The sequence below is a fragment of the Brevundimonas sp. R86498 genome (genome assembly GCF_044598075.1).
GTDB lineage: Bacteria > Pseudomonadota > Alphaproteobacteria > Caulobacterales > Caulobacteraceae > Brevundimonas.
On the sequence record NZ_CP139004.1, the window covers coordinates 2,079,169 to 2,091,475 of the forward strand.

At 68.3% G+C, this 12,307-nt stretch carries 15 protein-coding genes; 10 read left to right on the forward strand and 5 right to left on the reverse strand.

Translation table 11 applies throughout. The features are described from left to right. Positions 1–55: 55 nt before the first annotated feature. The 4 genes from SJY26_RS10160 (at position 56) to SJY26_RS10175 (ending at position 2,799) form a co-directional block, all read left to right on the forward strand. Positions 56–1,075 (forward strand): DNA-directed RNA polymerase subunit alpha, encoded by a 1,020-nt coding sequence (locus SJY26_RS10160; RefSeq protein ID WP_396592922.1) that lies wholly within the window; start codon positions 56–58, stop codon positions 1,073–1,075. Positions 1,076–1,180: 105 nt separating this feature from the next. Next, complete coding sequence (gene rplQ / locus SJY26_RS10165) at positions 1,181–1,600, forward strand: 50S ribosomal protein L17 (protein WP_396592923.1); 420 nt, start codon at positions 1,181–1,183, stop codon at positions 1,598–1,600. Between the two features lie 72 nt (positions 1,601–1,672). After that, positions 1,673–2,149, forward strand: a complete 477-nt coding sequence (locus SJY26_RS10170) for a GNAT family N-acetyltransferase (RefSeq protein ID WP_396592924.1) — start codon at positions 1,673–1,675, stop codon at positions 2,147–2,149. Then, positions 2,146–2,799, forward strand: coding sequence for a glutathione S-transferase family protein (locus tag SJY26_RS10175; protein ID WP_396592925.1), 654 nt, complete (start codon positions 2,146–2,148; stop codon positions 2,797–2,799). Before SJY26_RS10170 ends, SJY26_RS10175 begins: the two co-directional genes overlap by 4 nt. Here SJY26_RS10175 and SJY26_RS10180 read toward each other — a convergent pair. Further along, positions 2,796–2,918 (reverse strand): hypothetical protein, encoded by a 123-nt coding sequence (locus SJY26_RS10180; protein ID WP_396592926.1) that lies wholly within the window; start codon positions 2,916–2,918, stop codon positions 2,796–2,798. The genes SJY26_RS10175 and SJY26_RS10180 overlap by 4 nt on opposite strands. Before the next feature lie 73 nt (positions 2,919–2,991). Between SJY26_RS10180 and SJY26_RS10185 the strand changes: the two genes are divergently transcribed. Further along, positions 2,992–3,960 (forward strand): LysR substrate-binding domain-containing protein, encoded by a 969-nt coding sequence (locus tag SJY26_RS10185; RefSeq protein WP_396592927.1) that lies wholly within the window; start codon positions 2,992–2,994, stop codon positions 3,958–3,960. On the opposite strand, the gene SJY26_RS10190 is transcribed toward SJY26_RS10185, so the two are convergent. Together SJY26_RS10190 and SJY26_RS10195 are read right to left on the reverse strand one after the other, a co-directional pair. After that, positions 3,881–4,759 carry an ABC transporter permease subunit gene (locus SJY26_RS10190; protein WP_396592928.1) on the reverse strand — a complete coding sequence of 293 codons (879 nt, stop codon included), beginning with the start codon at positions 4,757–4,759 and terminating at the stop codon, positions 3,881–3,883. The genes SJY26_RS10185 and SJY26_RS10190 overlap by 80 nt on opposite strands. Continuing rightward, on the reverse strand, positions 4,749–5,675 hold the full coding sequence (locus SJY26_RS10195; protein ID WP_396592929.1) for an ABC transporter ATP-binding protein: 927 nt from the start codon (positions 5,673–5,675) through the stop codon (positions 4,749–4,751). The genes SJY26_RS10190 and SJY26_RS10195 overlap by 11 nt, the downstream gene beginning before the upstream one ends. Before the next feature lie 95 nt (positions 5,676–5,770). Here SJY26_RS10195 and SJY26_RS10200 point away from each other — a divergent pair, with 95 nt between their 5' ends. Together SJY26_RS10200 and SJY26_RS10205 are read left to right on the forward strand one after the other, a co-directional pair. After that, a complete protein-coding gene (locus tag SJY26_RS10200) occupies positions 5,771–6,976 on the forward strand; it encodes an ectonucleotide pyrophosphatase/phosphodiesterase (RefSeq protein ID WP_396592930.1) in 1,206 nt (401 codons plus the stop codon). Between the two features lie 69 nt (positions 6,977–7,045). Further along, a complete protein-coding gene (locus tag SJY26_RS10205) occupies positions 7,046–8,440 on the forward strand; it encodes a Do family serine endopeptidase (RefSeq protein ID WP_396595739.1) in 1,395 nt (464 codons plus the stop codon). Here the strand turns inward: SJY26_RS10205 and SJY26_RS10210 are convergent. Then, on the reverse strand, positions 8,437–8,850 hold the full coding sequence (locus SJY26_RS10210; RefSeq protein WP_396592931.1) for a VOC family protein: 414 nt from the start codon (positions 8,848–8,850) through the stop codon (positions 8,437–8,439). The genes SJY26_RS10205 and SJY26_RS10210 overlap by 4 nt on opposite strands. A gap of 44 nt (positions 8,851–8,894) precedes the next feature. Between SJY26_RS10210 and SJY26_RS10215 the strand changes: the two genes are divergently transcribed. From SJY26_RS10215 to SJY26_RS10225, 3 genes are read left to right on the forward strand one after another with little or no spacing between them, the layout of a single operon-like run. Beyond that, the gene (locus tag SJY26_RS10215; protein ID WP_396592932.1) at positions 8,895–10,208 is read left to right on the forward strand and encodes a replication-associated recombination protein A; all 1,314 of its coding nucleotides are present in this window, start codon (positions 8,895–8,897) and stop codon (positions 10,206–10,208) included. Positions 10,209–10,253: 45 nt separating this feature from the next. Beyond that, entirely contained in the window at positions 10,254–10,709 is a 456-nt protein-coding gene (locus SJY26_RS10220; RefSeq protein ID WP_396592933.1) for a hypothetical protein, read from the forward strand. A gap of 9 nt (positions 10,710–10,718) precedes the next feature. Continuing rightward, positions 10,719–11,486, forward strand: a complete 768-nt coding sequence (locus SJY26_RS10225; protein ID WP_396592934.1) for an RluA family pseudouridine synthase — start codon at positions 10,719–10,721, stop codon at positions 11,484–11,486. Here SJY26_RS10225 and SJY26_RS10230 read toward each other — a convergent pair. Further along, positions 11,483–12,244: an ATP12 family chaperone protein gene (locus SJY26_RS10230; RefSeq protein ID WP_396592935.1), complete on the reverse strand. Its 762-nt coding sequence runs from the start codon at positions 12,242–12,244 to the stop codon at positions 11,483–11,485. The genes SJY26_RS10225 and SJY26_RS10230 overlap by 4 nt on opposite strands. Positions 12,245–12,307 lie beyond the last annotated feature (63 nt).

Below are 12,307 nucleotides of genomic sequence, written 5' to 3' on the forward strand. Positions count from 1 at the left end.
GGTTCCGCCTCCCTGACGAGGTGAGAGGAACCGGCGACACTCATCAGGGACACCTATGATCGAACGTAACTGGCAAGAGCTGATCCGTCCCGAGAAGCCGCAGATCGAGCTGGGGTCCGACGCGCAACGCAAGGCGCGTCTGGTGGCCGAGCCTCTGGAACGCGGCTTCGGTGTGACGCTCGGCAACGCCCTGCGCCGCGTGCTGCTGTCGTCGCTGCAAGGCGCGGCCGTGACCGCGATCCAGATCGACGGCGTGGTGCACGAATTCTCGTCGCTGGAAGGCGTTCGCGAGGACGTCGTCGACATCGTCCTGAACATCAAGCAACTGGCTCTGCGCATGCATGCCGAGGGTCCCAAGCGTATGACCCTGCGCGCCACCGGCCCCGGGCCTGTGACCGCTGGCCAGATCGAGGTCCCGTCGGACATTGAGGTGCTGAACCCCAACCACGTCATCTGCACCCTGGATGACGGCGCTTCGGTGCGCATGGAACTGACCGTCCAGAACGGCAAGGGCTATGTGGCGTCCGAGTTCAACCGTCCGGAAGACGCCCCCATCGGCTTGATCGCGGTCGACGCCCTGTATTCGCCGGTCAAGCGCGTCGCCTATCGCGTCGAGCCGACCCGTCAGGGCCAGTCGCTGGACTATGACAAGCTGGTGCTGGAAGTCGAAACCAATGGTGCCGTCTCGCCTGTGGACGCCGTGGCCTATGCCTCGCGCATCCTGCAGGACCAGCTCCAGATCTTCATCACCTTCGACGAGCCGAAGAAGGCTGTGGAAGCGGCGGAGGGCAAGCCCGACCTGCCGTTCAACCCGGCCCTGCTGAAGAAGGTCGACGAACTGGAACTGTCGGTTCGTTCGGCCAACTGCCTGAAGAACGACAACATCGTCTACATCGGCGACCTGATCCAGAAGACCGAGGGCGAAATGCTGCGCACCCCGAACTTCGGCCGCAAGTCGCTGAACGAGATCAAGGAAGTGCTGACCTCCATGGGTCTGTCGCTCGGCATGGATGTGCCGAACTGGCCCCCGGAAAACATCGAAGACCTGGCCAAGAAGTTCGACGACCAGATCTAGTTTCAACCCTCCGCCCGGACCGCAGACGGTCATTCGGAGCGGTTAGAATAATGCGGTCACGGGTCCCGGAAGCGGGAAACCAGGACCGGAGTAGGAGAGACCCCGATGCGCCACGGCGCCGCCCACCGCAAACTCGGCCGCACGGCCAGCCACCGCACTGCCATGTTCGCGAACATGGCCGCGTCGCTGATCAAGCACGAGCAGATCACCACGACCCTGCCCAAGGCCAAGGAGCTCCGCCCCTTCGTCGAAAAGCTGGTCACGCTCGGCAAGAAGGGCGATCTGCACGCCCGTCGTCAGGCCATCAGCCACGTCCGTGACGTGACCCAGGTCGGCAAGCTGTTCGAGACCATCGGACCGCGCTACGCCGACCGTCAGGGTGGCTATATCCGGATCATGAAGGCCGGCTATCGCCACGGCGACAACGCCCCGATGGCCGTGATCGAGTTCGTCGACCGCGACGTCGACGCCAAGGGCCTCGACTCCGGCCCGGTCTACGCCGCCGAGGGCGACGACGAAGCCTAGGCTTCGCCCCGCATTGATGTCTGAAGGGCGATCCGGGTGACCGGGTCGCCCTTTTGCTTTCCCGGAGCCTGCATGACCCGTTCCGCCGACCGGATCCACATCGTGCGATACGAACCCCGCCATCAGGACGCCTGGGCCTCGATGAACGAGGCCTGGCTGGCTGACGGCGGCTATGAAATTGAAGCCAAGGATCGGCTCGTCCTGTCAGACCCCGAGGGTGCCATTCTCGGCCGGGGCGGGGTGATCTTCATCGCCGAGCTGGAGGGTGATGCGGTGGGCTGCTGTTCCCTGATGGCCATGCCGGACGGCGGGTTCGAGGTCGGCAAAATGGCCGTGGACGGGACCGCGCGCGGCCATGGTCTCGGTCGGGCGATGCTCGAGGCCTGTGAGGGTCACGCCCGTGCTGCCCGGGCGCCCCGTCTCTATCTGGAGACCAATGCGGCCCAGACCCACGCCATCGCCATCTACCATCGCTTCGGCTTCGTTGACCTGCCGCCGCAGCCGACGCCCTATGCCCGTTGCAATGTCTGGATGGAGAAACGCCTGTGAGCGACCTGATCCTCTACAGCCACCCCTTCTCCTCCTACTGCCAGAAGGCGATCGTCGCCTTCTACGAGAAAAACCTGCCCTTCACCCAGCGGATGCTGGAGGACGCGGGCGCGATGGCAGAGCTGAAGGAGGCCTGGCCGTTCGGCCAGTTCCCGGTGCTGAAGGACGGCGCGCGTCATTTTGCCGAGGCCTCGATCATCATCGAGCGGCTGGACCAGATCTCGCCGGCCACGCCGATGATCCCCACCGATCCGGATCTGGCGCTGGAGACGCGGTTCATGGACCGGGTGTTCGACAATCACGTCCAGTCGAACCAGCAGCGGATCATCTACAACGCGCTGCGGCCCGAGGCGGATCGGGACCCGCTGATCGTCACCGAGGCCCGGGCGAAGCTGGAGACCGCCTACGCCTGGCTGGACGGGGCGATGTCGGGGCGGACCTGGGCGGCGGGGGAGGTCTTCACCTTGGCCGACTGCGGGGCCGCGCCGGGCCTGCTCTATGCCCACTGGACCCATCCCATCCCGAAGGACCTGACGAATCTGTGGGCCTATCGCCGCCGCCTGCTGGCGCGCCCCTCCTACGCCCGGGCCCTGGACGAGGCGCGGCCCTACCGGGGCTATTTCCCGCTGGGCGCGCCCGACGAGGACTAGCCGAGCGCGCGGTAAAGCACGGCGGCCCAGATCAGCACGGCGCAGAGGCCATACAGCAGGCGGTCCCACAGGGTGCGGCGGGGCGGGGGCGGGGGCGGGTCTCTGTCGAACAGTGGCATCGATCAGGTTCAACCCGAATTGCCTCCGGGCCGAAATCGATTAAACCGGCGGCAGTCTGTGAGCTGAGGTCACATGAAGTCCGCCGCACCGCCGCCGCTGAACGCCCTGCGGGCCTTCGAGGCCTTTGCCCGGCACGGGGGGATGACGGCCGCTGCCGCTGAACTGTGCGTCACGCACGGCGCGGTCAGCCGCCAGGTCGCGGCGCTGCAGGATCATCTTGGCGTTACCCTCGTGGTCGGCCCCCGGCATCGCCTGACCTTGACCCCCACCGGGGCGGCGCTGGCGGCGAGGCTGACCGGAGCCTTCTCCGTCATCGGGGACGCGGTGGAGGCGGCGCGCCGGGACGAACGCCGCGAGATCGAGATTTCCTGCCTCGGGACCTTCGCCCTGAAGTGGCTGATTCCCCGCCTGCCGGGCTTCATGGCCCTTCACCCCGAGATCCGGGTGAAGGTGTCGGAATCCTGGGCCCCGGCCGACTTCGCCCGCGACCGGATCGATGGGGCCATCCGCATCTTCAATCCGGGGCAGGGGGCGAAACGACAGGAGATCACGCCCTTCCTGCGGCAGTATCAGGGCCCCGTGGCCGCACCGGCCCTGACGCCGCCGGGGATCACCCTAGAGGCCCTTGGCCGGTTGCCCCGGCTGCACGCCTCCACCTTCCGCGAGAGCTGGGCGATCTGGAGCGCGCTGGTCGAGGTGCGGCTGCCGTCGGTGGATCCGTCGCGGGAGTTCCAGCACAACAACTCGATGATCGAGGCCGCCGCCGCCGGTCTGGGGGTCGCCATCGTGCCCTGGGCCTTCGTGGCCCCCGACATCACGGCGGGTCGGCTGGTCGCCCCCTTCGGATTCGCCGAGCGACCCTCTCAGTTTGTCTTCCTGAGGCCCGAGGGGCGGCCGGACGCGTCGGTTGACGCCTTCCGCGACTGGCTGGTCGCGGAAGGGTCGATCAGCCCGGGCCCGCCTATTCCTTCGACAGGTCCTGCCGCTGGAACCAGGCCAGCGCCGCGACCAGGGGCACCACCGTCCACAGGGCGAGGCTGAGCACGGCCTTCCAGGCGAGTCCGTCCGGAGCCCTGGCGGCGTCGGCTCCGCCTGCGATCAGGCTCTTCAGACTGTCGGTCGCCAGACCCGGGATCAGCAACTGGGCCTGCAGATCGCCCGGGGCCCAGCCGAACAGGGGCAGGGCCTGCATCAGGAAGAACTGCCCGATCGCCACCGCCAGCGGCACGAACAGGGCGGCCAGCAGCGAGCGCGTCAGGGCGGCGGCCAGCAGGGCGATCATGGTGAACTGCATTACCCGGGTGACCATCAGGCCGAGAAAGGCTCCGAACTGGCCGGCCTGTTCGGCCCCGAAGCTGAAGGTGTAAGGCCGGGCGAAGATGACGCCCTTGATGATCTCGCTGATCGTCCCGAAGACCAGGCTGGTGAAAAGGGCGGCACAGACAACGGCCAGCACCACAACGATCTTGCCCAGCACCAGATTGGGCCGGCTGTTGCGCGCGCTCGTCAGCCGCCAAGTCTCCCAGCGATAGTCGCCAGCATAGATGATCGCAGCCCCGATGAGAACGAACAGCAGCAGGATGGGGTTGGCCAGATCGGCCGCCTGGCTGACCAGGGATTGGCCGAGGTCGAGCGGGCCCGAGGTAGCCAGAGGTCCGCCCTCGGCAGTGAGCTCGGGCGGCAGGGCTTTCGCCATCTCCGCCGACCGGGCCTTGGTCACCAGCTGCACCATGGTCCCGATGGCCAGCAGCACCAGGGGCACGAACAGCACCGACCAGAAGATCGCCATGCGGTTCTTCGAGAAGCGGAAGGTCTCGGCGCGGATGGCGTCAGTGAGCATGGATACGCTCCGGGTGTTGCACGGAGCCGGTCTCGGTCATGAAGACGCTCTCCAGATCGGCTCCGATCCAGCGAGCCTCGTCGATGTCGACGCCGCCCTCGATCAGTGCGCGCAGCAGGGCCGGAGCCTCTGGCCGGGGCAGGGTGGCCAGCACCGCATCGCCTTCCAGGGCCCCGTGCGCACCGGGGTGGGCGGCCACGATTTCCAGCGTCTTCGCGATCGGCGTCGTCGACAGCCGCAGCCGTTCGCCGTCGGACGTCAGCTCGCTGACCGCGCCTTCGCGCACCAGCTTGCCCCGGTTCATGATGGCCACCCTGTCGCAGACGCGCTGGACCTCCAGCAGCTGGTGGCTGGCGAGGATGACGGTGATGCCGTCGCGCTCGGCCAGGGACCGGATCAGGGCCCGCATCTCCTGGATCCCGGGCGGGTCCATGCCGCTGGTCGGTTCATCCAGAATGACCAGTTCCGGATCGGCGATCAGGGCTGCGGCCACGCCCAGCCTTTGCAGCATGCCGACGGAGAAGCCGCGCACCCTGCGGTCGGCGGCTTCGGCCAGTCCCACCCGCTCCAGCCAGCCCGACACCCGTGTGCCATCGGCCTTCAGCCCGTGCGCCAGCGACAGCCACTCCAGCACCTGGCGGGCGGTCATATAGGGGGGATATCGGGGGGTCTCGATCATCGAGCCCATGCGGCGGCCGGCGGCGACGTCGCCGATCTGGCCCCCCATGACGGTCGCCTCGCCGTCCGTGGGCCGGATCAGGCCCAGCAGGATGCGGAACAGGGTCGACTTGCCGGCCCCGTTGGGCCCCAGCACGCCATAGACCCCGCCGCGCGGAATGGTCAGGCTTAGCCCGTCCAGCGCCCGCACCGACCCGTAGGTCTTGGTCAGGCCGCGTGTCTCGATCACCGCTGTCATGAGGGCAGCTTGGCTGTCGATCGATCGGCCGACAAGCCGTCGCGGCTCCGTCGCGGATTAAGTTTATGCAACGTCCGTCCCCCCGGAGTGCCCTGATGTCCCGCGTTCTGCTTGTCTGCATTGCCCTTGTCCTGTCCGCCTGCGCCACGGTCGGCGCGCCGGCCCCGGTGGAGAGCCGGGAGAACCGCCCGCTGACGATCCTGATCTCGATCGACGGCTTTCATTCCGACTATCTGGCGTGGGGCGCGACCCCGACCTTGTCGGCGCTGGCCGCGAACGGCGCCAGCGGGGCCATGCGGCCGTCGTTCCCGAGCGTGACCTTCCCCAATCACTACACCCTGGTGACCGGGCTTCATCCGGACCATCACGGTATCGTCGGCAACGCCTTTATCGATCCGGTCCTGGGTCGTTTCTCGATGGCTCGCAAGGAGACCGGCTGGTGGGATCAGGCGGAGCCGATCTGGGTCACGGCGGAAAGGGCCGGACTGACCGCGGGGACGATGTTCTGGCCGGGATCCGAGACAGAAATCCGGGGCGTGCGGCCCACCCACTGGGCCCCGTTTGATCAGACCCTGACCGGCGACGCCCGGGTGGACCGCCTTCTGCAGTGGATGGATGGCTCCAGTCCGCCCGACCTCGCGACCCTGTATTTCGACATTGTGGATACCGCCGGTCATGGCAATGGCCCCGATGCCGAGGCCACCATGGTCGCGGCGGCGGCCGTGGATGCCTCCATCTCCCGGCTGCTCCGCGGGCTGGAGGCGAGGGGACTGGCCGGACGGGCGAACCTTGTCATCGTGTCCGACCACGGCATGGCCCCCACGGCGCCGGAGCGGGCGATCTATCTGGATGACCTGATCGAGGCGTCAGCCCTGCAGGTCATCTATGCCGGAGCGGTCGCCTATCTGGAGCCCGTCCCTGGCCGTGAGGCCGAGGTCGAGGCGGCACTGGTGCGGCGTCATCCCCATGCTGAATGCTGGACCCGGGCGACCATCCCCGCCCGCTTCGTGCTCGGCTCCAATCCCCGCGTCCCGTCGATCGTCTGCCTGGCAGACACCGGCTGGCTGCTGGCCACCCGGGCGCGGCCCGTGACGCGCTCGGGTGGCGCTCACGGCTATGACAACGCCGCGCCGGCGATGTCGGCCCTGTTCATCGCCCACGGACCGGCCTTCCGGCAGGGCGTCCGGCTGGATTCTCTCGACAGCGTTGACGTCCAGCCCCTGCTGGGTCGTCTGCTGGGGATCGCGGTGCCGGCCGGGGACGGGCAGGCCGCTGACACCCTGCCGGCCATGATACCGTGACCCCCGGGCCTTGATCCGGCCCGAAAGGGGCGCAGATATAGGGCACCCATGGTTGACCTCCGGAACGCGATGAAGACCTCGATGATCGCCCTGATGGCGGCGGTGACGCTGGCCGCCTGCGGCAATGCCAATACGTCGAACGCCCAGGACGGCGTCTTCGCCGAGCCCACAGAGCGCCGGACCCCGACCGACGTCTCCAGCATGAAGCAGAGCTTCGCGCCCGTGGTGCGCGAGGCCGCCCCGGCCGTGGTCAATATCTCGGCCCGCTCGATCCAGCGGGTTCAGGCCGATCCCTTCTTCCAGTTTTTCGGTGGCGGCATGCCGCGCGAGCGGGTGGCGGAATCGGCCGGCTCGGGGGTGATCGTGCGCTCCGACGGGATCGTCGTGACCAACAACCACGTCATCGCCGGCGCGACCCAGATCCGCGTCGTGCTGAACGACCGGCGCGAATTCCCGGCCGAGATCGTTCTGGCCGATGAGCGCTCCGACATCGCCGTCCTGCGCCTCACCGGGGTGACCGAACAGCTGCCGGTCCTGGCCATCGATGACCGGGAGGAACAGGCGGTCGGCGATCTGGTGCTGGCCATCGGCAACCCGTTCGGCGTCGGCCAGACCGTCACCAACGGCATCATCTCGGCGCTCAACCGGACCGAGACCGGCATTTCGGACTCCGGCTCCTTCATCCAGACCGATGCGGCCATCAATCCGGGCAATTCCGGCGGGGCCCTGGTCGACATGGACGGCGACCTGATCGGCATCAACACGGCCATCTTCTCCCGCTCCGGCTCATCGTCGGGCGTCGGCTTTGCCGTCCCCGCCTCCATGGTCCGGCGCGTGGTGGACTCCGCCCTCGGCGGCGAAACCGCCGTCGTGCGGCCGTGGCTGGGGGTCAAGGGCGAGAGCGTCTCGGCCGAAGTCGCCCGCTCTCTGGGCCTGCCCCGGCCCCAGGGGCTGATCGTCACCGAGGTCTATCCCGGAGGTCCCGGAGCCCGCGCAGGGCTGAGAGAGGGGGACGTCATCACGACCATCGACGGTGCCGAGATCAATGATCAGGGCGGCCTGAACTTCCGCATCGGCACAAAGAACCCCAACGACACCGCCGCCGTCACCGTGCTGCGCGAAGGCGGGTCCCGCACGATCAATGCCCGGGTCCAGCCCCTGCCCGGAGACGCTCGCGGGGACGGGACGACGATCCAGCAGGGTCCCTTCTCCGGGGCCCGGCTCGCCGTCCTCAATCCGGCGTTGGCGGACCGTCTGGGCGGAGATCCGTTCGCTTCGGGCGTCCTGATCACGGGCGTCGCCCGGGGCAGCTATGCCGCCCGGGCCAGCCTGCGCCCCGGCGATCTGGTGCGCGAGGTCAACGGCCGCCCGGTCACCACGATCGAACCGCTGCAACGGCTGTCGGGTGCGACCGAGGTGACGATCGAGCGTCAGGGGCGCCGCCTGACCGGCGTTCTGCGCTAGGTCCCGATCGGAGCCGCGATCGACCAGCAGTGGCCGAAGGGGTCCATGACCCGGCCGTAGCGATCGCCCCAGAACTGGTCCTCCATCGGCATGACCGGCACGGCGCCAGCGGTCAGGGCGCGGTTCCACCATTCGTCGGCGTCATCGACCTGCAGGTGCAGGGCGATTCCGGCCGGCACGACGTCGGGCGCCTGGCCATACTCGGGGAACTCGTCCGACAGCATGATCAGCCCGTCATTGATCCGCAGCCGGCTGTGCATCAGCCGCTCGCCGTCCTCGGCCAGATTGCGGAACAGCTCCTCGGCCCCGAAGGCCGCGCGATAGAACTCCACCGCCGCCTGTCCCCCGCGCGCCGGAATGGTCAGATAGGGGATCACGCCGCCCGGAGGGATCAGGGTCTCATCGGCCATCATCAGTCCTTTGTGGGAACCTGTGTCGCCCCCTACATAGCCCCATGAGCGATCTTTTCGAAGCCTCCGGCATCCATCCGCCCGATGCGCCCCTGGCCGACCGCCTGCGCCCGGCCTCGCTGGACGAGGTGGTGGGCCAGGACCATCTGCTGGGGGAGGGTGGGCCGATCCGCCGCATGGTCGAGGCCGGGCGGCTGGGCTCAATGATCCTGTGGGGCCCGCCCGGCACGGGCAAGACCACCATCGCCCGGCTGCTGGCCCGCGCCGCCGGCTATCAGTACCAGTCGATCTCGGCGGTCTTCTCCGGGGTCGCCGACCTGAAGAAGGCCTTCGAACAGGCCCGGGTGCGGCGCGCCGCCGGCCAGTCGACCCTGCTGTTCGTCGACGAGATCCACCGCTTCAACCGCGCCCAGCAGGACGGATTCCTGCCATTCGTGGAGGAGGGGGTGATCACCCTTGTCGGGGCCACCACCGAGAACCCGTCGTTCGAACTGAACGGGGCCCTGCTGTCCCGCAGCCAGGTTTTCGTGCTCAAACGGCTGGACGATGCGGCACTGGATCAACTGTTGACGCGAGCCGAGGCCCAGGAGGGCCAACCCCTGCCGCTGACGCCCGAGGCGCGGCAGGCCCTGACGGCGCTCGCCGACGGGGACGGCCGCTATCTGCTGACCATGGCCGAGACCCTGTTCGCCCTGCCACCCGAGCCCGTGCTGGATGTGCAGGCTCTGGCGGGGACGCTTCAGCGCCGCGCGCCCGCCTACGACAAGTCGAGAGAAGAACACTACAACCTCATATCGGCGCTGCATAAATCGGTGCGGGGCTCGGACCCGGACGCGGCCCTGTACTGGCTGGCGCGGATGCTGAATGGCGGCGAGGATCCCCTCTATCTCGCCCGCCGGATCGTGCGGATGGCGGTGGAGGACATCGGCGAGGCCGACCCCCTGTCCCTGCTGGTCGCCAATGCGGCCAAGGACACCTACGACTTCCTCGGCTCTCCCGAGGGCGAACTGGCCCTGGCCCAGGCTGTGGTCCATCTGTCCACAGCGCCCAAGTCGGTCGGGGTCTATGAGGCCTTCAAGGCCGCGAAGCGGGCGGCGGCCGAAACCGGCTCCCTGATGCCCCCGGCCCACATCCGCAACGCGCCGACGAGGCTGATGAAGTCCCTGGGCTACGGCAAGGGCTATCAGTATGACCCCGACACCCCCGAGGGCTTCTCGGGGGCCAACTTCTTCCCGGACGGAATGGAACGACGCGTCTTCTACGCCCCGAAAGGTGAAGGGCATGAGGCGAAGGTCAGGGAACGCCTCGAGCACTGGGCCGTCCTGCGCGCCCGCAGGCGACAGGATGACGCGGACTGATTGCGCGGGTATCGTCCGTTTCTCAATCATCCTTGGGAGGGGGCGATGGTCGATATCATGCGCGACACGCGGTTCCTGAAAACGCCGCGTCATCTCTGGCTTGTCGGCGTCGTCGCCGTCCTGTTCAACGCCATCGGCGTCTATGACTATATGATGAGCAAGACCGGGGGCCCGGCCTATATGGCCTCGGTGGGCATGACACCGGCCCAGATCGACCACTACCAGACCATGCCGGCCTGGATGTCGGCCGTCTGGGCCATCGGGGTGTTCTCGGCGATGGCAGGGTCGCTGCTGATCCTGCTCAGGAACCGGTCGGCCGGGCCTGTCTTCGCTCTCTCGCTGGGGGCTTTCCTGCTCAGTCTTGTCTACACCTGGGGCATCGCCGGGGCCGGCGAGATCATGGGGCAGACAGCGGTGATCTCCAGCGCGGTCATCACTGCCATGCTGGTTCTGCTGCTGTGGTATTCGCTCGCCATGGGCAAACGGGGTGTTCTCCGCTAACCGGCGGGGGTGACGCCCCGCACTCCCAATCCCCGAACGCCCGTCGCCCTGGACGCCGATGACATCGCCGCCGTCCGGTCATGGGTCATCCACGAGGACGCCTCCGTCCTCGTCTTCTCAAAACCCGCCGGCCTGTCGAGCCAGGGCGGGCGGATTCAGGCCCATACGCTGGATGACCTGCTGTGGGCCTTCGCCCGGTCGAACGGCAAGCGGCCGGATCTGGTCCACCGGCTGGACCGCGACACATCGGGCGTCATTCTCGCGGCGAAAACAAAGCCCGCCGCGGGTTTCCTCGGCAAGGCGATTCAGGCCCATCGCCTGACCAAGACCTATCTGGCTCTGGTGTCCGCCGCGCCTGAGCCCGCCAGCGGCGACATCAATGTCCCGCTCGTCCGTCAGGAAATCGGGCGCGAAAGCTATATGCGGGTCGCCGCCTTTGACGCGAAAGGGGCGCAGGGGTCGCGTAGCCGTTACCGGACCCTGTCGGCCAGCGACGAGGGGGCCCTGGTCGAGCTCCAGCCCTTTACCGGCCGGATGCACCAGCTGCGGGTCCATATGGCCCATATCTGCCGGCCTCTGGTCGGTGACGTCCGCTACGGCGGGGCCCTGACGGCGGCGGGCCGGGGAGCCCCCCGGCTGATGCTCCACGCGGCCAGCCTGACCTTTCCCCACCCCGAAGGGGGCGAGCGGACGGTGACGGCCCCGGTGCCGGGAGATTTCCGCGCCCTGGCGACGGCCATGGGGCTGACCCTGCCGCCATCGGTCGAGCCGGTCTAGCCCAGCGCCCGGAACCAGCGATCCAGCAGCTCGGCCTCGGCACGGCGGGCGGCGGTGCGCTCGGCATTGTCGGCGTCGATGCCCCACTGGCGTTCCTGAAACGCTTCATCCAGCCGGCTCAGGTCGAAGGCCTGGGTGCCGCTCAGCGCCCGGCGCTGGACGGCGAGCCCGAGGATCGCGCTGCCCAGCAGGGGCGTGGCCATGGCAAGGCCGGTCAGGGCGAAATCATCCAGCGCAAGCGCCAGCTCACGGACCCGGGCCAGGCTTTCCGGCGGCTGGGCGCAATGGACGATGCCCCGGGTCGCCGTGACCGCAATGCCCATCTCCCGGCCCGCCCAGTCACGCCATGGAGTCCAGTGGTGGTCCTGTTCAGTGACCAGGCTGGTCGGATGCTCCGCGAGGTAGCAGAGCAGGTCCGAACCGACATAGGCCGCGATCTCGTCCGCCACCGGCTCGCGCGTCTGGCTGACACGGTCGATGGCCGTCGCCGCCAGCCGCGTGGCCGGCATGCTCCCGGGGTCCAGAAACTCTCCCTGCGCCGCCCATTCGTCGGCGACAATCCGGGCCGCGGCCTCGGTCGGCAGCACGAAGCGGTCATGGGCCGGGGTCTTTGGGGCCCGGCCGTCCAGCAGGACAACCCAGCCTCCGGGCTCTTCGGCGACGGAGGCTTCGGTCCAGAAACGCTTCAGCCGTTCCTCGGATTCGCGGAAGCCCTTGCGCGCGGCAACATTCGGATCGAGGGGCGGGATGTGGCTCATGGGCTTCCTATAGGCGTCCCGCAGGCTGATCGCAGCCCCGGCCGGAACGTATTGCGCCGCTTG

Coding starts and splice junctions, on each gene's coding strand:
- SJY26_RS10185 (WP_396592927.1), top strand. CDS start 2,992: ATGAAGTCCGCCGCACCGCCGCCGCTGAACGCCCTGCGGGCCTTCGAG.
- SJY26_RS10170 (WP_396592924.1), top strand. CDS start 1,673: ATGACCCGTTCCGCCGACCGGATCCACATCGTGCGATACGAACCCCGC.
- SJY26_RS10230 (WP_396592935.1), bottom strand. CDS start 12,244: ATGAGCCACATCCCGCCCCTCGATCCGAATGTTGCCGCGCGCAAGGGC.
- rplQ (WP_396592923.1), top strand. CDS start 1,181: ATGCGCCACGGCGCCGCCCACCGCAAACTCGGCCGCACGGCCAGCCAC.
- SJY26_RS10215 (WP_396592932.1), top strand. CDS start 8,895: ATGAGCGATCTTTTCGAAGCCTCCGGCATCCATCCGCCCGATGCGCCC.
- SJY26_RS10195 (WP_396592929.1), bottom strand. CDS start 5,675: ATGACAGCGGTGATCGAGACACGCGGCCTGACCAAGACCTACGGGTCG.
- SJY26_RS10180 (WP_396592926.1), bottom strand. CDS start 2,918: ATGCCACTGTTCGACAGAGACCCGCCCCCGCCCCCGCCCCGCCGCACC.
- SJY26_RS10190 (WP_396592928.1), bottom strand. CDS start 4,759: ATGCTCACTGACGCCATCCGCGCCGAGACCTTCCGCTTCTCGAAGAAC.
- SJY26_RS10200 (WP_396592930.1), top strand. CDS start 5,771: ATGTCCCGCGTTCTGCTTGTCTGCATTGCCCTTGTCCTGTCCGCCTGC.
- SJY26_RS10220 (WP_396592933.1), top strand. CDS start 10,254: ATGGTCGATATCATGCGCGACACGCGGTTCCTGAAAACGCCGCGTCAT.
- SJY26_RS10205 (WP_396595739.1), top strand. CDS start 7,046: ATGAAGACCTCGATGATCGCCCTGATGGCGGCGGTGACGCTGGCCGCC.
- SJY26_RS10160 (WP_396592922.1), top strand. CDS start 56: ATGATCGAACGTAACTGGCAAGAGCTGATCCGTCCCGAGAAGCCGCAG.
- SJY26_RS10210 (WP_396592931.1), bottom strand. CDS start 8,850: ATGGCCGATGAGACCCTGATCCCTCCGGGCGGCGTGATCCCCTATCTG.